Origin of the sequence: Paraburkholderia sp. Ac-20340, from assembly GCF_017104965.1 — a bacterium.
In the GTDB taxonomy this organism is placed as follows: Bacteria; Pseudomonadota; Gammaproteobacteria; order Burkholderiales; family Burkholderiaceae; genus Paraburkholderia.
On sequence record NZ_JAAGPR010000016.1, the window covers coordinates 129,255 to 150,573 of the forward strand.

The window sequence follows — 21,319 nt, forward strand, 5'->3', positions numbered from 1 at the left end:
CTCAGCGCGAATGGCGCACGAGGCGCGCGCCGTGCAGCGCCGTCAAGGCCACGGCGATCCAGATCGGCACATAGGTCGCGAGCTGGCGCAGCCCGAGATGCTCGCCCAGCAGCGTGACGGAGATGACCACGAGCAACACCGGCTCGACATAACCGAGGATGCCGAACAGCGCCATCGGCAGCAGCCGGCTGGACTTCAGATAGGTCGCGAGCGCGATCGTGCTGATCAGGCCGAGCCCCGGCAGCAGCACCCAGGCCAGCCACGCGTGGCTGTTCACCAGCGCCAGCGAGCCGCCCGTATGGACTTCGATGAAGGCCACGGGCAGCAGCAGGATCATTTCGATGGCGAAGGTCACGAGCGAATCCGCGTGGATCTTGCGGCGCAGCACGAAGTACGGCGGATAGCCGAGCGCCGTCAGCAGCGTCGGCCATGAAAACGCGTGCGTGGCCCACAGTTCGTGCGCGACGCCCACGGCCGCGCAGGCCACCGCGATCCATTGCAGCGGCTCCAGGCGCTCGTGATAGTAATAGCGCCCGACCAGCACCATCACCAGCGGCAGCATGAAGTAGCCGAGCGACACTTCGAGCATGCGCCCGTGCAGCGGCGCCCACAGGAACACCCAGATCTGCAGGCCGAGCAGCGCGGCGCTGGTGGCCAGCATCAGCGCGATGCGCGGCTGGCGGATCGCGCGCATGACCAGTTCGAGCAACTGCGGCAGGCGCTTGCGCACCACCAGCAGTGCGAGCGCGCCGGGCACGGTCCAGATCACGCGCCAGGCGAAGATATCGAGGCCGCCAAGCGGCGCGAGCAACAAGGTGTACGCCGACATCAGCGCAAATAGCGCCGATGCGGTCACGGAAAGCGCGATGCCGCGCCCGGGGTCGTTGGTGTTCATCGGCGGAGCGCGGCGCGGGCTGCGCGCAAGGTCGTCGTAATGCGAATGGCGAAGGTGTCGGGGATTTCGGGCATGCCGCGGGTGCAGGCAAGCCGGATCGCGGCCATGCAAAAAACAGGCGGCGCCGGAAAAGACGTTGTCATTTGAATCGGTTATTGAATTTGGAGCGCTGTCTGTCACTGCGCGCCAGCCGGCATTCTAATGCGCTGCAGGCCGCGCCGGAACGCGGGCACGGCCGATGCGCCCTCCGCTGCCGCAGCGAAAATCGCAATTTAGTCCGTGTATTGCCCGGCGCGATGGACTAGAACGGAAGTCTTCGCTGGAGAACCGCCCTTCGTTCGGGGCGCGAACCGTCGTCGCTCCCATCGTGTGGACGACGGTTGCGCGCACCGCACGCCTGCCGTCCCACGATCCAGGAGCCCGCATGACCCTGCCCGCCTCCCGCCCCGATCCCCAATCTCCCGCGCTTGCCAGCTTCGCCGCCGATGTCCGCAGCGGCCTCATGCACGCGCCGCAGAAGGAATTGCCGTCGATGTATCTGTATGACGAAGTCGGCTCGGCGCTGTTCGAAGTCATCACGGTGTTGCCCGAATACGGCGTCACGCGCTCGGAAGAACGCCTGCTCACGCGCTACGCCAATGAAATCGTCGAAGCCTTGCCCGCCGATGTGACGGTCGCCGAACTCGGCAGCGGCAGCGGGCGCAAGACGCGCCGCATTCTGGAAGCGCTGTGCCGCAAACGCCCGACTTCGTATTGTCCGATCGAGATTTCGCGCACCGCCTTGCAGTTGTGCCGCCGCGAACTGGCCGATATCGAGCGCATTTCCATCGTCGGTTACGAGCGCGACTATCTGGCCGGTCTCGCCGAAGTCAGCCGCCAGCGCAAGAACGGCGAGCGCCTGCTGGTGCTGTTTCTCGGCAGCACGATCGGCAACTTCGCGCGGCTTGCGGCCACGCGTTTTCTGCGCGAGATCCGCGCGATGCTGCGCCCCGGCGACACGCTGCTGCTGGGCACCGATCTCGTGAAGCCCGTCGATACGCTGATCGCCGCTTACGACGACAGCATCGGCGCGACCGCCGCGTTCAACCTCAACCTGCTCTCGCGCATCAACCGCGAGCTGGACGCCGATTTCGACCTGCACGACTTCGAGCACGTCGCGCGCTTCAATCCCGACGCGCGCAGCGTCGAGATGCATCTGCGCGCGAAGCGTCACGTGCACGCGCATGTCGGCGCGGCGCGGATCGACATCGACATGGAAGCCGGCGAGACCATCTGGACCGAAAGCAGCCACAAGTATCACGCCGATGAAATCCCCGCGATTGCCGCCGATGCGGGCTTCAGCTGCGCGCGGCAGTGGATCGAGAAGGATTGGGGCTTCGCGGAAAGTCTGCTGGCCGTGGCCTGATGCGATGAAAATGCCGTAAAAGCGCTGCAAAAAACGCAAAAGCGGTGCGCTGATGAAGGCGCACCGCTTTTTTAGCCGTTTCGAAGCGGTTCAGTGCTGCTCGAAACGCTCGTAACGCTTTTCGGAGGAGCGCTCCTCGCTCTCCACCGAACTCACGCGCGCGGCGGGCGGGCCGTGGCGCAGCCACGAAAGCATGCGGTCCACCTGGTTCGCCGTGCCCTGGATCACGGCTTCGACCGTGCCGTCTTCCATATTGGCGACATAGCCGCGAATGCGCAGCGCGTGCGCCTGGCGCACCGTCGCGTGACGAAAACCCACGCCCTGCACCGTTCCGTGCACGCGCACGTAGTACGTTTCCAGGCGTGCGTCCAGATCCGGTTCGCTCATCGTTCGATCTCCTGTTTCCCTTGCATGCGACCTGCGTGCAACACACGGTCGGCATTGTAGACGCGATTCCCAGGCCTTTGCGCCTGCCGGTCGCCGCAGCGCAGCACGCGCGCGCCACGTACAATCCGTGCCACTGCGGCTGCCGGCCGCGACTTTCCGCAGCCCGGCGCCCATCATCGAACCCGAATGCGAAACCAGAATGACCGACACTTCCCGCGCTAACAAGGACCTCGTGCTGATCACCGGCGCGTCCGGCTTCGTCGGCTCGGCCGTCGCCCGCATCGCGCTGGAAAAAGGCTTTGCCGTGCGCCTGCTGGTGCGCGCGACGAGCCCGCGCAAGAACCTCGAATCGCTCGACGTCGAAATCGTCACCGGCGATATGCGCGACGAAGCCTCGATGCGCAAGGCGCTCGACGGCGTGCGCTACCTGTTCCACGTGGCCGCCGACTATCGCCTGTGGGCGCCCGATCCGCTCGAAATCGAGCGCGCCAACCTCGAAGGCGCGGAAGCCACCATGCGCGCCGCGCTCGCGGCGGGCGTGGAGCGCATCGTCTACACCAGCAGCGTGGCGACGCTGAAGGTCACGAACTCCGGCAATTCCGCCGACGAAACCTCGCCGCTCAAGGCCGATCAGGCGATTGGCGTCTACAAGCGCAGCAAGGTGATCGCCGAGCGCGCCGTCGAGCGGATGATCGAGCAGGACGGCCTGCCCGCCGTGATCGTCAATCCGTCCACGCCGATCGGCCCGCGCGACGTCAAGCCCACGCCCACGGGCCGCATCATCGTCGAAGCCGCGACCGGCAAGATGCCCGCTTTCGTCGATACGGGCCTGAACCTCGTGCACGTGGACGACGTGGCCAATGGCCATTTCCTCGCGCTGGAGCACGGGCGCATCGGCGAGCGTTACATCCTGGGCGGCGAGAATCTGCCGCTGCAACAGATGCTCGCCGATATCGCCGGCATGGTCGGGCGCAAGCCGCCGACCATCGCGCTGCCGCGCTGGCCGCTGTATCCGCTGGCGATGGGCGCGGAAGCCGTGGCGCGCATCACGAAGCGAGAGCCGTTCGTGACCGTCGATGCGCTCAAGATGTCGAAGAACAAGATGTACTTCACCTCGGCGAAGGCGGAACGCGAGCTCGGATATCGCGCACGGCCTTACCGCGAAGGGCTCAAGGACGCACTCGCGTGGTTCCGCGAGGCGGGCTATCTGAGCGGGAAATAAGGTGTTTTGGGTGCCTTGAAGCAGGCCGCACGACCAATTGTTACAACGTTGTTGCGTCCTGCTTACAACGACCGCCGACCCGTTGGCGCGCTCTGTGGGTAAAATCGCGGGTCTTACCAGAGAAGCTCGCATGAATCTTCAAGACCAGATCGGCGCGATCGACGCAGGCGTCGATCAACTCATTCAGGCCGCCAGCGCGGCCCACGCGCCCGCCGCGGCCGTTGCAGCGACCCCGGAAACGACCGCATCGACCGCTGCCGCCGCTATCGCGCCGGCCGAACCCGAGGCGCGCGCCGAGGTGCCTGCGGAGGTGCCCGCCGAAGCGCCCGTCGCTGTGCCCGCTGCTGCGGAGCTCGTGCCGCCGCCGGAATTGCCGGAATTGTTCGAGCTGCCCGAATTGCCCGAAGCGCCGGCGCTGCCCGCGTCGAGCGCGACGCGCCCCACGCTGGAAGTCGGCCGTCCCGCGCAGAACGAGATCACGATGACGATCGGCGGGCAGACGGTGTCGCTGCATCCGATGCAGGTGAGCCAGCTGATCGAGGAACTCGCGAACGTGCGCGCTTCGATGCAGCCCGAACCGCCGCCCGAGATTCCGCCAGGCTGGCGCTTCGCGTCGACGAAGAACCCGATGATGGCCGTGCAGAAGCAATCGAACGGCGACCGTCTGCTGGTCATGCGCCACACCGGCCACGGCTGGGTGCCGTTCACGTTCTCGCCCGACATGGTCGTGCAGATGTACATGATGTTGACGCAGCGCTGAGCGCGCCGTCGGCACAAACCAACGTCGGTTTGTGCTCATTCTTTGCTCATCGATACCAGGACCCGCAATCCCATCAGGGATTGCGGGTCTTTTTCTTGATGTCGCACAAAGCGGATTGCCTCGCATCTGCTAGCCTGAAAGGCAGCAAATCGCCCATCTTTGCTTCATCATAGAGACGCAAAATCTTGGTATCTGCTTCACTATAGGCTATTATTTTTTTGTTATTTGATAGCCCATAGTGAAGCAAATGGACTCCAGAATGAGACAGCTCCGGCTTGAGCAGATTCAGGCATCGCTTGAGGTCTACAAGGATTTGATCAGCCGACGGCCCCCGCCGCGCGGATGGCTAAAAGCCATCCGGGAATCGTTAGGGCTCACCGAGCGCCAGCAAGCCAGCAAGTTGGGCATGACCGGTCCGAGTCTGCACAAGTCGGAATTGGCGGAAGCCGAAGAGCGCATCACGCTCGGGCAACTCCGCAAGCTGGCAGACGGGCTGGATTGCGAACTGGTCTACGCTTTGGTCCCGAGAAAGCCGCTCACTCAGGTGGTCGAAGATCGCGCGCGCTCGATCGCCCTTGAGGAAGTCAGCGGCGTCGCGCACACCATGAGTCTCGAAGACCAGCGTCCGGCAACGGAGCGCCTTCGCAAACAGGTGGAGCAGAGAACTGCCGAATTACTCCGGGGCCGCTGGTCCGACCTATGGCGATAAATCTGGATGAACAGGACGGCCAGACACCGCTCGACCCCGACGAGCGTGCGGGGCTGTTACCTGTTCATCTGATGACCCAAGGCGACCTGAATGACTGGGAGCAGGAGAACATCCTGCGGGCGGTGCAATGGGCGCGTCGCCAACGCAAGGCCGATGTTCTCAGCGAAGCGTTCTGCCGCAACCTGCACAAGAAGATGTTCGACGCGACCTGGTCGTGGGCGGGCACATTTCGCAAGTCCGACAAGAACATCGGATGCGACTGGACGCAGATCAGCGTCAAGCTGAGAAATCTTTTCGACAACACGCAGTGGTGGGTCGAGAACGATACTTTCCTGCCCGATGAGATTGCCGCACGATTTCATCGCGATCTGGTCTGGATTCATCCTTTCCCAAACGGCAATGGCCGGCACGCGCGCATGATGGCCGATGCGCTTTTGCGCAGCCTGAAGCAGGCGCCATTTTCGTGGGGCAGCGGCGGGACGCTGGTTAAAGCCAACAACGCCCGCGCGGCGTATTTGACTGCCTTGCGGGCAGCGGACAAAGGCGATTACGGTCTGCTGGTGGCGTTCGCGCGAAGCTCCGCCTGACACGCGCTGCCGTAGAAACGACAGCGCACACCAATCAGTTCCCCTGCGCAGGCGCCTGCACGCGCGACTTCCACTGGCCGCCCTTGCCGCGCCAGAAACGCCAGGCCGAGGCGAACGTCGCGCCCACGTAGAACAGCGCGACGAGCGGCAGGAACGGCGCCCACAACGGCGAGCGGCGATAGTAAGCGAGCATCGGCGAATACGAGCAGCACATGATTGCCCACGCGAGCCATGCGGGCCAGCCCTTCGCGCCCAGCACCAGCGCCACGACGGGCGGCGCCAGATAGATGACCGTCATGCCGAGAATCGTGCCCGCCAGCTGCCACGCCGAGTAATGCAACTGCGTGAACGCGGTGCGCGCGATCATGTTCCAGATGTCCTTCCACGAATCGTACGGGCGCAGCGACACGCTCTTCGCCGCGACATCGAGACGGATCGGATGATGGCCCTCGCCGCGATGCTTGATACGCGCGGCCAGGCTGCAATCGTCGATGAGTTCCGCGCGGATCGACTCGATACCGCCCGCTTCCTCCAGCGCCTTGCGGCGCACCAGCATGCAGCCGCCCGCCGCTGCCGCCGTCTTGTTGCGCGCGTCGTTGACCCACGCGAACGGGTACAGCTTGGCGAAGAAGAACACGAAGGCCGGGATCAGCGCCTTTTCCCAGACCGAGTCGCAGCGCAGACGCACCATCAGCGAAACCAGGTCGCGCTTTTCGGCCTGCGCGCGCACCACGAGTTGCGCGAGCGCATCGGCGGGATGGCCGATGTCGGCGTCGGTGAGCAGCAGGTAATCGGCGTCCAGACCCAGCGTGCGCACGGCTTCGATGCCCTGCGACTGCGCCCAGACCTTGCCCGACCAGCCCGCCGGCAGCGGCTTCGCGGTGATGACGGTGAGCTTTTCCGGGCACTGCAGCGCGAGCGCGGCGGCGCGTGCGGCTTCGGCGGTGCCGTCGGTGCTGTGGTCGTCGATCACGATCACGTGGAAATCGCCGCCGTATTCCTGACGCAGCAGCGAGGTGACGGCTTCGCCGATCGCATCGGCTTCATTGCGCGCCGGCACCACGGCGCAGGCCGACGGCCAGCCCGCCGCGGGCTCGATCACGGGCAGCGGATCGGCGGGACGCGAGCGCCAGAAGCCGCCGCGGCCGAGCAGCAGCACCAGCCAGATCAGCAGCGAAAGACAGGACACGGCAAAGAGAATCGTGGTCATCATGCGTTATTACTCTTGATCGAAGGCGCGCGCACGCCGACACGGCGCGACAGCCACATGGCCGCCGTGCGCATCAGCACCACGGCCCAGTCGGATGCGCGCAGCGCGGGCCGCGCGCGAAATACGTCGTAGTCGGCACGCTCGATGACGTCGAGCATGCGCAGCCCGCCGTGCACGACGCTGCACAGTTCAAGCCCGAAGCGTCCCGGCACGCGCAGCGCCAGCGGCGCGCCGCTGAGCATCAGCGCGCGCACCTGGGCAATTTCGTGCCGCATCAGCGCGCGCCAGGCATCGTCCACCACGCCCGCCGCGATCTGCGCTTCGGTCACGTTCAGACGCGTGCGGTCGGCCTGCGGCAGATAGACGCGCCCCCGCCGCCAGTCGGCCGGCACGTCCTGGAGAAACGTAATCAGTTGCAAGGCGGTGCAGATGGCGTCGGAATCGGCCAGATTGTCGGGCGTGGCTTCATCGATGAGATGCAGCATCAGGTGCCCGACCGGGTTCGCCGAGCGGCGGCAGAAGTCCAGCAGATCGTGACGGTCGGCGTAGCGCGTGGTGTCGATGTCCTGATCGAACGCCGACACCAGGTCGTAGAACGGCTGCAGCGGCAGGCGGCAGCGGCGCACCACGTCCGCGAGCCTGGCGAACAGCGTCGGATGCACGGGCGCCGGGCGCCCTTCGGCCACGGCGTCGAGCCCGTCGCGGAAATCCGCCAGGCGCGTGTGGCGCTCCTCGCGGCTCCAGTCTCCTTCGTCGGCGATGTCGTCGAGCGTGCGCGCGACGTGGTAGATCACGCCGACAGGCGCTCGCAGCGCCTTCGGCAGCAGAATGCTCGCTACCGGAAATTCGTCGTAGTGGTCGGGTTCCATCGGGGTATCCGGATTGGGGTCGGGCCCGCCTCGCGCCAGGCGCGCCGACAGCGGGGACGCTAGTTTAAGGGTTCCCGCGTCATGTTGCACCGCGCCAGGCCCCGCGTCCCGGATGGTCGGGCAGGGTTTCGGAATATTGCCCGATGTTGCCCGCCCATTACTTTCAGCAATCTTTCGATTCAGAACGCATAATGGCGCGGTTTTCACCCCGCCGTCCCGCCACACGGGCCTGAGCGTGGGGCCGATACAACGTCGGCATGACCGCCGGAACGCGTAAAAATCGGGGTCAAAATCCCGTCGATGCCGATTATCGTCGCGTGCGCGCCGCACCTTCTCGCGCGCTACGCAGCAAAGGTGCGGCGATGGGGTTAAAATGCGCGTCTGGTTTTTCCGCCCCCCCCAGGCGGATGCATGCATTTATTAGCACCTTATTAATATGATCGCCGCGGCGAGCGAGTCTGACACGGCTTCCTCGTAACCGCGGCAGTCGGAGTTCGCCACCCTATGCGAGTGATCCTTGCCCAACCCCGCGGCTTTTGTGCGGGGGTTGTCCGCGCTATCGAAATCGTCGATCGCGCATTGCAGAAGCACGGCGCGCCGGTCTACGTGCGCCATGAAATCGTCCACAACCGTCACGTGGTCGAGAACCTGCGTAACAAGGGCGCCCGTTTCGTTGAAGAGCTCGACGAAGTGCCCGAAGGCGCCGTCGCGATTTTCAGCGCGCATGGCGTGGCGAAGACGGTCGAGCGCGCAGCCGAAGAGCGTGAGCTCGACGTGCTGGACGCCACCTGCCCGCTCGTCACCAAGGTTCACGTTCAAGGCCGTCAATACGTGGCGGCTGGCCGTACGCTGATCCTGATCGGCCACGCCGGTCACCCCGAAGTCGAAGGCACGATCGGCCAGATTCCCGGCACCGTGCTGCTGGTGCAAAGCGAAGCCGATGTGCAAAAGCTGGACCTGCCGCTCGACGCGCCGCTCGCGTACGTGACGCAGACCACGTTGTCGGTCGACGATACGCGCGGCATCATCGACGCGCTCGTCAAGCGTTTCTCCGACATCGTCGGCCCGGATACGCGCGACATCTGCTACGCCACGCAAAACCGTCAGGCCGCCGTGCGCGATCTGTCGTCGCAAGTGGATGTGCTGCTGGTGGTCGGTGCAACGAATAGCTCGAACTCGAATCGTCTGCGTGAAATCGGCAGCGAATCGGGTCTGCCGAGCTACCTCGTCGCCGACGGCTCGGAAGTCAAGGCCGAGTGGTTCGCAGGCGCACAGACGGTCGGTATTACGGCCGGCGCCTCGGCTCCCGAGGAAATGGTAGAAAACGTGATCGACGCGCTGCGCGCGTTGGGGCCTGTCGAGGTGTCGACGATGGCGGGCCGTGAAGAAAAAGTCGAATTCAAGCTGCCGTCGAAGCTGTTGCAACCGCTCGTCGCGCGCGAAGTTTAAGGAGGACACCTCTTGTCTATTCCGCTGCTCCAGAAAGTCCGCGTTGGCACGTACATCTTCCGCCAGCATTTCAGCGGCAATAAGCGTTATCCGCTCGCGCTCATGCTCGAGCCGTTGTTCCGTTGCAACCTCGCATGTAACGGTTGCGGCAAGATCGACTATCCGGATCCCATCCTGAACCAGCGACTGTCGCTCGAGGAATGTCTCGGTGCGGTGGACGAATGCGGTGCGCCGGTCGTCTCGATCGCCGGTGGCGAGCCGCTGCTGCACAAGGAAATGCCCCAGATCGTCAAGGGCATCATGGCGCGCAAGAAGTTCGTGTATCTCTGCACGAACGCGCTGCTCATGGAAAAGAAGATGGACGACTACGAGCCGAGCCCGTACTTCGTCTGGTCGGTCCACCTGGACGGCGACCGCGAAGCGCACGATCACTCGGTGTCGCAGGAAGGCGTGTACGACAAGTGCGTCTCGGCCATCAAGGAAGCCAAGCGCCGCGGCTTCCGCGTGAACATCAACTGCACGCTGTTTAACGACGCGCAGCCGGAACGCGTGGCGAAGTTCTTCGACACGGCGCACGCCATCGGCGTGGACGGCATCACGGTGTCGCCGGGCTATGCGTATGAGCGCGCCCCGGACCAGCAGCACTTCCTGAACCGCGACAAGACCAAGAACCTGTTCCGCGAGATCTTCAAGCGCGGCAACAACGGCAAGAAGTGGTCGTTCAGCCAGTCGAGCCTGTTCCTCGACTTCCTGGCCGGCAACCAGACCTACGAATGCACGCCTTGGGGCAACCCGGCGCGCACGGTGTTCGGCTGGCAAAAGCCGTGCTATCTGGTCGGCGAAGGTTATGTGAAGACCTTCAAGGAACTGATGGAAACGACCGAGTGGGACAAGTACGGTACGGGCAAGTACGAGAAGTGCGCGGACTGCATGGTCCACTGCGGCTTCGAGGCGACCGCCGTGATGGACACGGTCGCGCATCCGCTGAAGGCACTGAAGGTTGCGTTGAGCGGCCCGAAGACCGAAGGCGCATTCGTCAAGGACATCCCGCTGGATACGCAACGTCCGGCTGAATACGTGTTCTCGCGTCACGTTGAGATCAAGCTCGACGAGATCAAGAACTCGGCCAAGACGAAGAAGCCGGTGACGGTCGCAGCAAGCTAAGGTTTTTCGCGCTCAGGTAGCGCGAGGAACGGAAAAGGGCGCAACGGCGTGAGCCGTTGCGCCCTTTTTGTTTGTATCAAGGCGATATCCGTCGATGCCGAAGGTGAGGGTTTGCGGGAGCTATTCTCCGCTCGCGCTCATCCGCTCATCCGCACATCGAAAAAAGCGCGAGAGCTTTCGCCATCGCGCTTTTTTGTTTTGGAGCGCCAGAAACGCGCGCCGAAATTAGTTCGGACTCAGCAACACTTCCCCGCGCCCGATCCATACCGCGCGTTCTGCCGCTCGCGGAAGAACTCTTCGTAAGTCATCACCGGACGATCCGGATGCGTCGCGCGCATGTGCGCAACGTAGCCGTCATAGTCGGGCAGACCAACCATCAGCCGCATGGCCTGGCCGAGATAGCGCCCGGCCGTCTGCACGTTGTCGCGTAGTTCCGAGAACATGGTGCGCTCCGTTAAAGCGTGCGTTCAATGCGCGCCGTGGCGTGCCGCAACCGTCGCGCCCGCAGGCAGCGCTTCGTACGGCGTTTCCTGCACGGTCGGACGATCCACGCGACGCGCGCGCGCAATCGCGATCAGGCCGTACACCACGATGCTCACCACCACGAAGATGAACAGGCCCGAGAGCGCCGCATCCACGTAGTCGTTGAAGATCATGCGCTGCATCTGCTCGGCCGACTTCGCCGGCGCGAGAATCTTGCCCGCATCGAGCGCCGCCGACAGCTTCTGCGCGTGCGCCACGAAGCTCACCTTCGGATTGCTATCGAAGATCTTCTGCAGGCCAGCCGTGAGCGTGCAGATCAGCAGCCAGAGCGTCGGCAGCGCCGTGACCCAGGCGAACTTCTCGCGCTTCATCTTGAAGAGCACGACGGTGGCGAGCATCAGCGCGATACCGGCGAGCATCTGGTTCGAGATGCCGAACAGCGGCCAAAGCGTGTTGATGCCGCCGAGCGGATCGACCACGCCCTGATACAGGAAGTAGCCCCACGCGGCCACGCACAGCGCCGTGGCGATCAGGTTCGCCGGCAGCGATTCCGTGCGCTTGAGCGCCGGGTGGAAGGTGCCGAGCAGGTCTTGCAGCATGAAACGGCCAGCGCGCGTGCCCGCATCCACAGCCGTCAGGATGAACAGCGCTTCGAACAGGATCGCGAAGTGATACCAGAAGGCCATCATCGCTTCGCCGCCGATCACCTGATGCAGGATCTGCGCCATGCCCACGGCGAGCGTCGGTGCGCCGCCAGCGCGCGCGACGATGGTGGTTTCGCCCACGGCATGCGCGGTTTGCGTGAGCATGTCCGGCGTGAGCACGAAGCCCCAATGACCAACGGTCTGCGCGACCGCATCCGGCGAGGTGCCGAGCACCGCGAGCGGCGCATTCATCGCGAAGTACACGCCCGGCTCGATCACCGAAGCGGCCACCAGCGCCATGATCGCCACGAACGATTCCATCAGCATCGCGCCGTAACCGATGAAGCGCGCGTTGGTTTCGTTATCGAGCAGCTTGGGCGTCGTACCCGACGAGATCAGCGCGTGGAAGCCCGACACCGAACCGCACGCGATCGTGATGAAGAGGAACGGGAACAGGTTGCCCGACCACACCGGACCGGTGCCGTCGATGAACTTCGTGAACGCGGGCATCTTCAGTTCCGGCGCGACGATCAGAATGCCGATCGCGAGCGCGAGAATCGTGCCGATCTTCAGGAAGGTCGAGAGGTAATCGCGCGGCGCGAGCAGCAGCCACACCGGCAGCACCGATGCCACGAAGCCATAACCGATCAGAATCCACGTGAGCTGCGTGCCCGTGAACGTGAACCAGGCGGCGAGCGTGGGCGAATCGTGCACGTGCTGGCCGAACGCAATCGACGCCATCAGCAGGATGAAGCCGATGATCGAAATCTCGCCGATCTTGCCCGGGCGGATGTAGCGCACGTAAAGACCCATGAAGATCGCGATAGGAATCGTCGCGGCCACGGTGAACGTGCCCCACGGCGAGTTCGTCAGCGCCTTCACCACGATCAGCGCGAGCACCGCGAGAATGATGATCATGATGAGGAAGGTGCCGAACAGGGCGATCACGCCCGGGATCGGCCCGAGTTCCATCTTCACGAGGTCGCCCAGCGAGCGGCCGTCACGACGCGTGGAGAGGAACAGAACCACGAAGTCCTGCACCGCGCCCGCGAACACCACGCCCGCGAGAATCCACAGCATGCCGGGCATATAGCCCATCTGCGCGGCCAGCACCGGGCCGACCAGCGGACCCGCGCCCGCAATCGCCGCGAAGTGGTGGCCGAACAGCACGTACTTGTTGGTGGGCACGTAGTCGAGCCCGTCGTTGTGACGCACGGCCGGCGTCATGCGCAGACCGTCGAGTTGCAGCACCGTCGACGCAATGAAGCGCGAGTAGAAGCGGTAAGCGATGAGATAAACGCAGACCGCGCAAATCACGATCCACAGTGCGGAAATGCGTTCGCCGTGCGCGAGCGCGATGGTGCCGAACGCGAACGCGCCAAGCAGCGCGACAAGCGTCCAGACGACAAAACTGGATGTCCGACTCATGACGTCTCCTGTTTTATGTTTTTAGTCTGATGGGTGGTCTTTTGCACGCGTTCTTCATACTAGACAAAGAACGCATGGAGCGTGGCGCATCGTGGCGCACGCTATGGGCGCCTAGTATTCGCTTTCAATGCGCGGCCCACAACCGGACAACTACGTAAGGTTGCTACGTAGTATCACGTAGGGTGTCAGCGGATCACGGGCAGCGATAGCCCTTCTTCAAGGCGTCGCGCACCGCGGTCATCTCGCGTGGAGAATCCGCCAGTACGGCATCCACGCCTGCACAGGCGGCCGCCTTGTAGTCCGCCGCGCTGTTCACGGCAATCGCAACGATATGCACGCGCGGATGCGTTCGAAAACATTGCACCGCTTGCGGCGTCCACAATTGCGCGTCGTTGACCGTCGAATGCGCTTCGCCGAGCGTGAAGCGCTCCGTCAGATCGACCTTGCGACGCCATTCGAATGCCGTCCACGCGCCGGCTGCAGGCGGCGCTTCACACGCATGTGCAAGCGCAACTGTCGCCAGACGCCCGCGCGTGGCATCGCGCGATTCGAATACGCGTGCGCGCGGCCACGCCGCAAAGGCCTGCTGATACGCGGCTTCGGTGGAATAGAGCAGCACGCGATGCCACGCATCGGCTTCGTCCAGGACCTGCGCCACGGCGGCGGCCTGCGGCGCGGCGGGCAGCGCTTTCATGTCGAGAACGACGAGGGTATCGGCGGGAATGACGGACAGCGCCTGCGCCAGCGTAGGAATGCCGACAGGCGATCGCCGATAAGGCCAGGCATCCTGCGCCTTGAACTGCCAGCCCGCGTTGACCTGCGCGAGTTCTGCGGCCGTTTTCGAGGCGATAGGGCCGTGCGCGTCGGTGAGCGCGGCGAGATCGGCGGGGCGATAGAGCACCGGCACGCCGTCGCGGCTCAGTTGCACCGTGAGCCAGATCGCGTCGGCGTGATTGGCGAGCGCCGTGCGGATCGCCGCGAGCGTGTTCTCGGGCGCGTCGGCCGTGCCGCCGCGATGCGCGATAACGAGCGGCACGTTCTGCGCCATCTGCGCTGCGCCAGGCGATGTCGGTCCGCCAGCGCAAGCGCCAAGCAACAGCGCAGTCGATACGACAGCCAACGCGCGCACAGTCATCGCTTGAATCATCGGATCGGCTCTCGAAAGAAAAAAGTTGCGCGCGCAATCATCGTGCGGCGCGCGCGGCATTCGCCAACCCGCGAACGCGCGCCCGGGTATGCTTGCACACTCTGCTCCCGAACGCCGCCATGCCCGCCCCATTTTTCTTCAACGACCGCCTGAAGACCAAAATCTTCCTGCTCGCAGTCGTGCCGTTTCTCGCGGCGATCGCCAGCATCGGCATCGGCGTGAGGCAGCAGGCGACGTCGCTTGCGCGCACGCAACACGCCACCATGCAGGCCGCGTATCTGTCGAGCAAGGAAATCGAGCTGCGTCATTACGTCGAGCTCGCCACCAGCGCGATCGAGCCGCTCTACGCGCCCGACGCCGGTGCGGCCAATACCCCAACACCCGCCGACGATGCCGCGCGCCAGCGCGCCGCGCTCGCCGTGCTGCAAAAGATGGACTTCGGCCCCGACGGCTATTTCTTCGTCTACGACATGCACGGCCGCTCGCTGATGCATCCGCGCGAGCCGGGTCTGGTCGGCCAGGATCTGTGGAATCTGCGCGATCCGCAAGGCTCGCTCACGATCCAGCAACTCGTGGCCGCAGCGCAGCACGGCGGCGGTTACGTGCGCTACATGTGGCATCGGCCGTCGACGGGCAAGCTCGCGCCCAAGCTCGGCTATGTGGTCGCGTTGCCGCGCTGGGGCTGGATGGTCGGCACCGGCATTTATCTCGACGATGTCGATACCGCGCTCGCGCATATCGACGAACGGGCATCGGCCAATATCGAACGCACGCTGCAATGGCTCGGCGTGATTGCGCTCGCGGGCGTGGGCGTGTTCGCGCTCGGCGCGCTGGTGCTCAACGTGAGCGAATATCGCAGCACCGACGCCAAGCTCAAGCGGCTCGCGCAGCAGGTCGTGGAATCGCAGGAACAGGAACGCGCGCGGCTCTCGCGGGAATTGCACGACGGCATCAGCCAGATGCTCGTATCGGCGAAACTGCTGCTCGAATCGGCGCTTGCGCGTTTCGAGCGCGGCGAAACGCGGGTGGTCGCCGCGGAAACCTCGCTTTCGACCGGACTCACGCGGCTGTCCGACACGCTGCGCGAAGTGCGCCGCATTTCGCACGCGCTGCGCCCGGCAATGCTCGACGATCTGGGCCTGGCCGCCGCGCTCGAACAACTGACGCGCGAACTGGCCGATGAAGCGCACGAAGCCGACGAAGCCGATCCAACCAGCCAGGCCAGCATCGAAATCGGCTTCACGCAGACGGGCGAGGGCGGCGCGTACCGCAACCCGCGCAGCGCGCCGCTGCCCGATGCCGTCAACACCGCGCTGTTTCGCATCGCCCAGGAAGCGCTCACCAACATCGTCAAACACGCTCACGCGCGCCGCGCGATGCTCACGCTCGATATCGCGCAGGACGGCGTCACGCTCGCCATCGCCGATAACGGCCGCGGGTTCGACGTCGCGCTCGCGCAAGCCGACCCGCGCGCCGGCATGGGATTGCGTAACATGCGCGAACGGCTGGAACCGCTGGGCGGCGAACTCGACATCAGCTCGAAACCGGGACACACGATCCTGACCGCGTGGGTGCCGATTCCGGCAAAACACATCAGCGCAGCACCGAAACACACAGAGACACCATGAACGAAGCAGCGAAGGCCGCGCGCCTTATTCTCGTCGACGATCACCCGCTCGTGCGCGACGGTCTGCGCGCGCGGCTCGAAGCCGTGCCGGGCCTCGAAGTCGCGGGCGAAGCCGGTAACGCCGACGAAGCCATCACACTCGCCGCCGCGCTCGAGCCCGATCTCGCACTGATGGACGTGGGCATGGCCGGCATGAACGGCATCGCGCTCGCCGGCATTTTTCACGAACGCTTTCCGGCGATCCGCGTGCTGATGTTGTCGATGCACGATAACGTCGAGTACGTGACGCAGGCGCTGCGCGCGGGCGCGAGCGGCTATGTGCTGAAGGATTCGCCGGGCGCGGAGATCGTGCGCGCGATCGGGGCCGTGCTGGCGGGGCAGACGTTTTTCAGCGCGGGACTGGGCGCGCGCATGATTCAGGCGTCGCTCAAGGAAACGCCCATCGAGCGCCTCACGCCGCGCGAGCGCGACATTCTCGATGCGCTCGCCGAAGGGCTGTCGAGCAAGCAGATTGCGCAGCGCGCGGGGCTCTCGGTGCGCACGGTGGAAACGCACCGGCTCAATCTCAAGCGCAAACTCGATATCGACGGGCAGGCGGAACTGATCAAGTTCGCGGTGGAAAATCGCAGGAAGTAAGCGCCTCAAAAAAAGTTGCTGGAGCAACGGCAAAGGCAACGAGAGAACGAAACAACGGGAGGCGCAGTAACGCGCGCCAAAACACACACGGCGCGTCTCTTTCGAGCACGCGCCGTGCGAAAACTTCCTGAACGTCTAAGCTGGTTTAGCTACGCTGAATTAACTGCGCGCGTTGTGATCGACGAGGAACTTGATGAGACCGTCGATGCCGCCCTTGGCGATCTGGTCGGCGAACTGGGTCTGATACACCTGGATCAGCCACGCGCCCATCATGTTGATGTCATAGATCTTCCAGCCGTTGCCCGAACGCTCGAGACGGTAGTCGATCGCGTCGTCACCGCCGTTGCTGAGCACGTGCGACTGCACGACGGTGTCCTTCGCGGCAGCCCCCGTGTTCGACGGTGCGAACTTGAAGTTGACCTGGGTGTCACGCAGTTGCGCGAGCGACGATGCGTAGGTCTTCACAAGCAGGAGTTGAAATTGCTCATACAACTTTTGCTGTTGCTCGGGCGTAGCCGTGGTCCAGGCCTTGCCGATCGCGATACGCGTGGTGCGCTGGAAATCGGTAGCGGGCACGAAATGGGTCTCGACCACTTTCGTGATCTGGGCCATGTCGCCGCCGCGGGCTTGCGGGTCGGCCTGCATCGCCTTGACGGTGCCTTCGACGGCGGCCTTCACGACAGCGTCCGGCGACGACTGGGCGAAGGCGGCGCCCGAAACGCCCGACAGGAAGGCGGCGGCGAGAAATGCGGTCAGATAACGTTTCATACGCGTTTTTGGAACAGTGAATATCGGGTGCCGGCGGGAAGGGCAGGTTGCGGCGCAACGAGCGAGACGATCCCGCCCCGGCCGAACCAGTATAACGGCTTTGCCGGTTGCGCTCGTGTGCGCGAGGCGCGCCTCACTGGGCGGGGCCGGTATACTTGAGCGCTTCATTCAAGAACAGTTAAACGACAAGGCCCCCTCGCCTTTATGCTGAAGCCATTCATCATCCACCTCGTCGCCTGGTCTGTGCGCCGCGCGGCGTGGGTCATCACACTCGCGCTCGTACTTGCCGTGCTCAGCGGCGCGTACGTCGCGAAGCATTTCAAGATCAACACGGACATCAGCGGCCTCGTCGAAAACAACGCCGAATGGGCCGCGCTCGGCGACGCCAAGGATCGCGCGTTCCCGCAGCGCAGCGGCTCGCTGCTCGTGGTGGTCGAAGCGCAGGCGCCCGAACTCGCGGATGCCGCCGCCGACAAGCTCGCCGGCGCCCTGGGACAGGACACGCGCGAATTCAGCGCCGTTTCGCAGCCTGCGGGCGGCCCGTTCTTCGAACACAACGGCCTGCTGTTCCCGTCGACGCCCACCGTGCTGTCCACCACGGGCCAGCTCGTGCAGGCGCGCCCGCTGATCAATCAACTGGCGAAAGACCCGAGTCTCGCGGGCCTCGCCGGCACGCTCACGACCACGCTGCAACTGCCGCTGACCATCGGCCAGGTGAAGCTGCCGCAGATGGCCGCCTTGCTCGGCAGCGCCGCCGATACCGTCGATCAGGTGCTCGCGGGCAAACCCGCCGCGTTCTCGTGGCGCGCGCTGGTGGACAAGGACGCGGCGACGAAGCCCGCGTTCTCCTTCGTCACCGTGCAACCAGTGCTGAACTTCGGCGCGCTCAAGGCGGGCGCGAACGCCACGCAGGCGATTCGCGACACTGCCGCCTCGCTGCATCTGGACACCGAATACGGCGCACGCGTGCGCCTGACCGGCGAACAGCCGCTCGCCGACGACGAATTCGCCTCGGTGCAGGACGGCGCCGCGCTCAACGGCGCAATCACCGCCATCGTCGTGCTGCTGATTCTTTGGCTCGCGCTGCGCTCGGGCCGTCTGATCGGCGCGGTGCTGATCACGCTGGTCGTGGGCCTCGCCGTCACGGCGGCGCTGGGTCTGCTGATGATCGGCTCGCTCAACATGCTGTCGGTCGCCTTCATGGTGCTGTTCGTGGGGCTGGGCGTGGACTTCGGCGTGCAGTTCGGCGTGAAGTATCGCGAGGAGCGTTATCAGGACGATCGCCTCGATGTTGCGCTGCTCAAGACCGCGCGCCTGATCGGCGTGCCGCTCACGCTCGCGGCGATCGCCGTGGCGGAAAGTTTCTTTTCGTTCCTGCCGACCGCGTACAAGGGTCTGTCGGAACTCGGCCAGATCGCCGGGGTGGGCATGTTCGTCGCGTATATCGCCAACATGACGCTGCTACCCGCGCTCATCAGCGTGTTCAAGCCCAAGGGCGAACGGGCTTCGCCGGGCTTCGCGTTTCTCGCGCCCGTGGATAAATGGCTCGCCGAGCATCGCAAGCCGGTGCTGATCGGCACGCTGATCGTCGTGCTGGGCGCGTCGCCGCTGCTGTATTTCCTGCGCTTCGACTTCAATCCGCTGCATCTGAAGGACCCGCACACGGAATCGATGGCGACGCTCATCGCGCTGAAGAATTCGCCGGTGATTTCGATCAACGATGTCAGCGTGCTCGCGCCTACGCTGGCCGATGCCGACAAGATCGCCGCGAAGCTCGGCAAGCTGCCGGAAGTCGGCCGCGCGACCACGCTCAGCTCGCTGATCCCCGCCGATCAGCAGCAAAAGCTCATGCTGATCGCCAGCGCCTCGCAGCAACTGATGCCGGCGCTCACGCAGCAGCCGTCGTCGCCGGTGACCGACGCCGTGCGCGTCGATACGCTCAAGCGCGCGGCGAATCAGCTTGCGCTCGCGGCCGGCGATCATCCGGGTCCGGGCGCGGCGCAAGCCCAACATCTGTCGGATGGTCTGATGAAACTCGCGGCCGCCAGCCCCGCCGTGCGCGACAAGGCCGAAACCGCCTTCAGCCAGCCGCTCAAGCTAGCCTTCGCGCAGCTCGAACGCCTGCTGCAGCCGTCCGAAATCACGCGCGAAAACCTGCCGCCCGAGATGGTTCACGACTGGGTATCGTCGGTGACGGGCCAGGCGATCGTCGATGTCGCGCCGCGCGTGCCCGCAGGCGTCGATCCGAACGACGACGTCATGCTCGCGCGCTTCTCGCACGCCGTGAAGGCCGCCGAGCCGAACGCCATCGGCGGGCCGATCTCGATCCTGCATTCGGCCAACGTCATCATTCTTGCGTTCCTGCAGGCGGCCGGCTGGTCGGTACTGCTGATCACGGCGCTGCTGTGGATCACGCTGCGCCATTTCGGCGACGTGCTGCGCACGCTGATTCCTCTGCTGGTATCGGCGCTGGTGACGCTCGAGTTGTGCGTTGTGTTCGGTATCCAACTCAATTTCGCCAACATCATCGCGCTTCCCCTGATGCTGGGTGTCGGCGTCGCGTTCAAAATCTATTTCGTGATGGCATGGCGCGCGGGGCAAACCGGCCTCCTGCACTCGAGCCTCACACATGCGGTGCTGTTCTCGGCCGCAACCACGGCCACGGCGTTCGGCAGCCTGTGGCTTTCGCACCATCCGGGCACGTCGAGCATGGGCAAACTGCTCGCGCTGTCCTTGTTATGTACGCTGATCGGCGCCGTGGTGTTCCAACCGGTGCTGATGGGCAAGCCGCGCGTCAAGCGCGCACGATCGCAAATGCAGGGGATCGATCAATGATGAAGAAAAAAGCCGCGCTCACCATGGCGGCAGCGAGCCTGACGCTCCTCGTGACGTCGGGCTGCGCAACCGGTCCTGACCGCAAGCCGGGTGACCCGTTCGAACCTGCGAACCGGGCGATCTTTACGTTTAACGACGCGCTCGACACCCATATCGCGCAGCCGATCGCGAAGGGTTACCAGAAAGTCACGCCGCAGCCGATGCGCCAGGCGATCTCGAACTTCTTCTCGAATCTCGGGGATATCAGCAACTTCGCCAACGACCTGCTGCAACTGAAGATCACCGACGCCACCGAAGACCTCATGCGTCTCGCGATGAACTCGACCTTCGGTCTGGGCGGCCTGATCGACTTCGCCACGCCTGCGGGCCTGCCGAAGCACCATCAGGACTTCGGTCTGACGATGGGCCACTACGGCGTGCCGGCCGGTCCGTATCTGGTGCTGCCGGTGTTCGGGCCGAGCTCGATTCGCGACGGCATCGGCATGGGTGTGGACGTGAAGTTCAACCTGCTCAACTACATCGAGCCTGCCGTGCGCAACCCGATGTATATCGCGCAATTCGTCAGCACGCGCGCGGATCTGCTGGGCGCAACCGACCTGCTGCAGCAGGCGGCGCTCGACAAGTATTCGTTCGTGCGCGACGCGTACCGGCAGCAACGCCAGTCGATGATCAACGGTTCGCAAAGCGCCAACGCGCCGTTGCCGGATTACGGCGATCCGGGCGCCACCGACGATAACGGCGGCGGCACGGGCAAGTCGAATAACGGTCTGCCGAATTACGACGATCCGGGCGAGTCGAAGGGCGATGCTGCGGGCTCGGGAGCGTCGAACAAGAACGGCCTGCCGAACTACGATGATCCGGGCGAGGGCAGTGCGGCTGCACCGGCTGCCGGGGCGAATGCTGCCGCGTCGGCTCCGCTTGCGGCTTCCGCGCCCAAGGCGGCGTCCGGCGCAGTGCCGGCCAAGGCGGCGTCGGCGCCTGCCGCGGCAACGCCCGCGCAACCGGCATCGGCGCCTTGAATTTGATGTGATGCGGCCCGCTTGAATGGCGGGTCGTGCAGATGTGAAAAACCCGGCAAGGTCATCGACCTTGCC

At 64.6% G+C, this 21,319-nt stretch carries 19 protein-coding genes; 11 read left to right on the forward strand and 8 right to left on the reverse strand.

Translation table 11 applies throughout. The annotated features are described in order from the left end of the window. Nucleotide 1 precedes the first annotated feature (1 nt). Nucleotides 2–895, reverse strand: coding sequence for an EamA family transporter RarD (rarD, locus tag G3N59_RS20345; RefSeq protein WP_205984426.1), 894 nt, complete (start codon nucleotides 893–895; stop codon nucleotides 2–4). 424 nt (nucleotides 896–1,319) lie between these two features. Here rarD and egtD point away from each other — a divergent pair, with 424 nt between their 5' ends. After that, entirely contained in the window at nucleotides 1,320–2,300 is a 981-nt protein-coding gene (gene egtD / locus G3N59_RS20350; RefSeq protein ID WP_205984427.1) for an L-histidine N(alpha)-methyltransferase, read from the forward strand. 90 nt (nucleotides 2,301–2,390) lie between these two features. Here egtD and G3N59_RS20355 read toward each other — a convergent pair whose 3' ends face one another. Further along, nucleotides 2,391–2,687 carry an acylphosphatase gene (locus G3N59_RS20355; protein WP_205984428.1) on the reverse strand — a complete coding sequence of 99 codons (297 nt, stop codon included), beginning with the start codon at nucleotides 2,685–2,687 and terminating at the stop codon, nucleotides 2,391–2,393. 199 nt (nucleotides 2,688–2,886) lie between these two features. Here G3N59_RS20355 and hpnA point away from each other — a divergent pair, with 199 nt between their 5' ends. The 4 genes from hpnA (at nucleotide 2,887) to G3N59_RS20375 (ending at nucleotide 5,965) form a co-directional block, all read left to right on the forward strand. Next, on the forward strand, nucleotides 2,887–3,909 hold the full coding sequence (gene hpnA, locus G3N59_RS20360) for a hopanoid-associated sugar epimerase (protein WP_205984429.1): 1,023 nt from the start codon (nucleotides 2,887–2,889) through the stop codon (nucleotides 3,907–3,909). 130 nt (nucleotides 3,910–4,039) lie between these two features. Continuing rightward, nucleotides 4,040–4,669, forward strand: a complete 630-nt coding sequence (locus G3N59_RS20365) for a hypothetical protein (protein ID WP_205984430.1) — start codon at nucleotides 4,040–4,042, stop codon at nucleotides 4,667–4,669. Between the two features lie 259 nt (nucleotides 4,670–4,928). Next, nucleotides 4,929–5,378: a mobile mystery protein A gene (locus tag G3N59_RS20370; protein ID WP_241023643.1), complete on the forward strand. Its 450-nt coding sequence runs from the start codon at nucleotides 4,929–4,931 to the stop codon at nucleotides 5,376–5,378. Further along, the gene (locus G3N59_RS20375; RefSeq protein WP_205984432.1) at nucleotides 5,369–5,965 is read left to right on the forward strand and encodes a mobile mystery protein B; all 597 of its coding nucleotides are present in this window, start codon (nucleotides 5,369–5,371) and stop codon (nucleotides 5,963–5,965) included. Before G3N59_RS20370 ends, G3N59_RS20375 begins: the two co-directional genes overlap by 10 nt. Before the next feature lie 34 nt (nucleotides 5,966–5,999). Here G3N59_RS20375 and G3N59_RS20380 read toward each other — a convergent pair whose 3' ends face one another. Further along, on the reverse strand, nucleotides 6,000–7,178 hold the full coding sequence (locus G3N59_RS20380; RefSeq protein ID WP_205984433.1) for a glycosyltransferase: 1,179 nt from the start codon (nucleotides 7,176–7,178) through the stop codon (nucleotides 6,000–6,002). Further along, a complete protein-coding gene (gene hpnC, locus G3N59_RS20385; protein WP_205984434.1) occupies nucleotides 7,175–8,044 on the reverse strand; it encodes a squalene synthase HpnC in 870 nt (289 codons plus the stop codon). The genes G3N59_RS20380 and hpnC overlap by 4 nt, the downstream gene beginning before the upstream one ends. 504 nt (nucleotides 8,045–8,548) lie before the next feature. Here hpnC and ispH point away from each other — a divergent pair. Both ispH and hpnH read left to right on the forward strand, forming a co-directional pair. After that, complete coding sequence (gene ispH / locus G3N59_RS20390; protein ID WP_027820408.1) at nucleotides 8,549–9,493, forward strand: 4-hydroxy-3-methylbut-2-enyl diphosphate reductase; 945 nt, start codon at nucleotides 8,549–8,551, stop codon at nucleotides 9,491–9,493. A 12-nt stretch (nucleotides 9,494–9,505) separates the two neighbouring features. Continuing rightward, nucleotides 9,506–10,657 (forward strand): adenosyl-hopene transferase HpnH, encoded by a 1,152-nt coding sequence (gene hpnH / locus G3N59_RS20395; protein WP_205984435.1) that lies wholly within the window; start codon nucleotides 9,506–9,508, stop codon nucleotides 10,655–10,657. A gap of 236 nt (nucleotides 10,658–10,893) precedes the next feature. On the opposite strand, the gene G3N59_RS20400 is transcribed toward hpnH, so the two are convergent. The 3 genes from G3N59_RS20400 to G3N59_RS20410 all read right to left on the reverse strand — a co-directional run bounded on the left by G3N59_RS20400 (nucleotide 10,894) and on the right by G3N59_RS20410 (nucleotide 14,359). Next, nucleotides 10,894–11,100 carry a YbdD/YjiX family protein gene (locus G3N59_RS20400; RefSeq protein ID WP_027820406.1) on the reverse strand — a complete coding sequence of 69 codons (207 nt, stop codon included), beginning with the start codon at nucleotides 11,098–11,100 and terminating at the stop codon, nucleotides 10,894–10,896. Nucleotides 11,101–11,124: 24 nt separating this feature from the next. Further along, entirely contained in the window at nucleotides 11,125–13,212 is a 2,088-nt protein-coding gene (locus G3N59_RS20405; protein WP_205984436.1) for a carbon starvation CstA family protein, read from the reverse strand. A 193-nt stretch (nucleotides 13,213–13,405) separates the two neighbouring features. Further along, complete coding sequence (locus tag G3N59_RS20410) at nucleotides 13,406–14,359, reverse strand: glycerophosphodiester phosphodiesterase family protein (protein WP_205984437.1); 954 nt, start codon at nucleotides 14,357–14,359, stop codon at nucleotides 13,406–13,408. A 119-nt stretch (nucleotides 14,360–14,478) separates the two neighbouring features. Here G3N59_RS20410 and G3N59_RS20415 point away from each other — a divergent pair, with 119 nt between their 5' ends. Further along, a complete protein-coding gene (locus G3N59_RS20415) occupies nucleotides 14,479–15,987 on the forward strand; it encodes a cache domain-containing protein (protein WP_205984438.1) in 1,509 nt (502 codons plus the stop codon). Further along, nucleotides 15,984–16,622 carry a response regulator transcription factor gene (locus G3N59_RS20420; RefSeq protein WP_205984439.1) on the forward strand — a complete coding sequence of 213 codons (639 nt, stop codon included), beginning with the start codon at nucleotides 15,984–15,986 and terminating at the stop codon, nucleotides 16,620–16,622. Before G3N59_RS20415 ends, G3N59_RS20420 begins: the two co-directional genes overlap by 4 nt. Before the next feature lie 159 nt (nucleotides 16,623–16,781). Here G3N59_RS20420 and G3N59_RS20425 read toward each other — a convergent pair whose 3' ends face one another. Then, complete coding sequence (locus G3N59_RS20425; protein ID WP_103707661.1) at nucleotides 16,782–17,390, reverse strand: ABC transporter substrate-binding protein; 609 nt, start codon at nucleotides 17,388–17,390, stop codon at nucleotides 16,782–16,784. Nucleotides 17,391–17,594: 204 nt separating this feature from the next. Here G3N59_RS20425 and G3N59_RS20430 point away from each other — a divergent pair, with 204 nt between their 5' ends. Further along, the gene (locus tag G3N59_RS20430) at nucleotides 17,595–20,225 is read left to right on the forward strand and encodes an MMPL family transporter (protein WP_205984440.1); all 2,631 of its coding nucleotides are present in this window, start codon (nucleotides 17,595–17,597) and stop codon (nucleotides 20,223–20,225) included. After that, a complete protein-coding gene (locus G3N59_RS20435; RefSeq protein ID WP_241023645.1) occupies nucleotides 20,222–21,244 on the forward strand; it encodes a VacJ family lipoprotein in 1,023 nt (340 codons plus the stop codon). Before G3N59_RS20430 ends, G3N59_RS20435 begins: the two co-directional genes overlap by 4 nt. The last annotated feature ends 75 nt before the right edge of the window (nucleotides 21,245–21,319 follow it).

Excerpts from the sequence above, each read along its gene's own strand:
- G3N59_RS20420 (WP_205984439.1), top strand. The coding sequence starts at position 15,984 with ATGAACGAAGCAGCGAAGGCCGCGCGCCTTATTCTCGTCGACGATCAC.
- G3N59_RS20405 (WP_205984436.1), bottom strand. The coding sequence starts at position 13,212 with ATGAGTCGGACATCCAGTTTTGTCGTCTGGACGCTTGTCGCGCTGCTT.
- G3N59_RS20415 (WP_205984438.1), top strand. The coding sequence starts at position 14,479 with ATGCCCGCCCCATTTTTCTTCAACGACCGCCTGAAGACCAAAATCTTC.
- egtD (WP_205984427.1), top strand. The coding sequence starts at position 1,320 with ATGACCCTGCCCGCCTCCCGCCCCGATCCCCAATCTCCCGCGCTTGCC.
- G3N59_RS20370 (WP_241023643.1), top strand. The coding sequence starts at position 4,929 with ATGAGACAGCTCCGGCTTGAGCAGATTCAGGCATCGCTTGAGGTCTAC.
- G3N59_RS20375 (WP_205984432.1), top strand. The coding sequence starts at position 5,369 with ATGGCGATAAATCTGGATGAACAGGACGGCCAGACACCGCTCGACCCC.
- G3N59_RS20380 (WP_205984433.1), bottom strand. The coding sequence starts at position 7,178 with ATGATGACCACGATTCTCTTTGCCGTGTCCTGTCTTTCGCTGCTGATC.
- G3N59_RS20425 (WP_103707661.1), bottom strand. The coding sequence starts at position 17,390 with ATGAAACGTTATCTGACCGCATTTCTCGCCGCCGCCTTCCTGTCGGGC.
- hpnA (WP_205984429.1), top strand. The coding sequence starts at position 2,887 with ATGACCGACACTTCCCGCGCTAACAAGGACCTCGTGCTGATCACCGGC.
- ispH (WP_027820408.1), top strand. The coding sequence starts at position 8,549 with ATGCGAGTGATCCTTGCCCAACCCCGCGGCTTTTGTGCGGGGGTTGTC.
- rarD (WP_205984426.1), bottom strand. The coding sequence starts at position 895 with ATGAACACCAACGACCCCGGGCGCGGCATCGCGCTTTCCGTGACCGCA.
- G3N59_RS20430 (WP_205984440.1), top strand. The coding sequence starts at position 17,595 with ATGCTGAAGCCATTCATCATCCACCTCGTCGCCTGGTCTGTGCGCCGC.
- G3N59_RS20400 (WP_027820406.1), bottom strand. The coding sequence starts at position 11,100 with ATGTTCTCGGAACTACGCGACAACGTGCAGACGGCCGGGCGCTATCTC.
- G3N59_RS20410 (WP_205984437.1), bottom strand. The coding sequence starts at position 14,359 with ATGATTCAAGCGATGACTGTGCGCGCGTTGGCTGTCGTATCGACTGCG.
- G3N59_RS20435 (WP_241023645.1), top strand. The coding sequence starts at position 20,222 with ATGATGAAGAAAAAAGCCGCGCTCACCATGGCGGCAGCGAGCCTGACG.
- G3N59_RS20365 (WP_205984430.1), top strand. The coding sequence starts at position 4,040 with ATGAATCTTCAAGACCAGATCGGCGCGATCGACGCAGGCGTCGATCAA.
- hpnC (WP_205984434.1), bottom strand. The coding sequence starts at position 8,044 with ATGGAACCCGACCACTACGACGAATTTCCGGTAGCGAGCATTCTGCTG.
- G3N59_RS20355 (WP_205984428.1), bottom strand. The coding sequence starts at position 2,687 with ATGAGCGAACCGGATCTGGACGCACGCCTGGAAACGTACTACGTGCGC.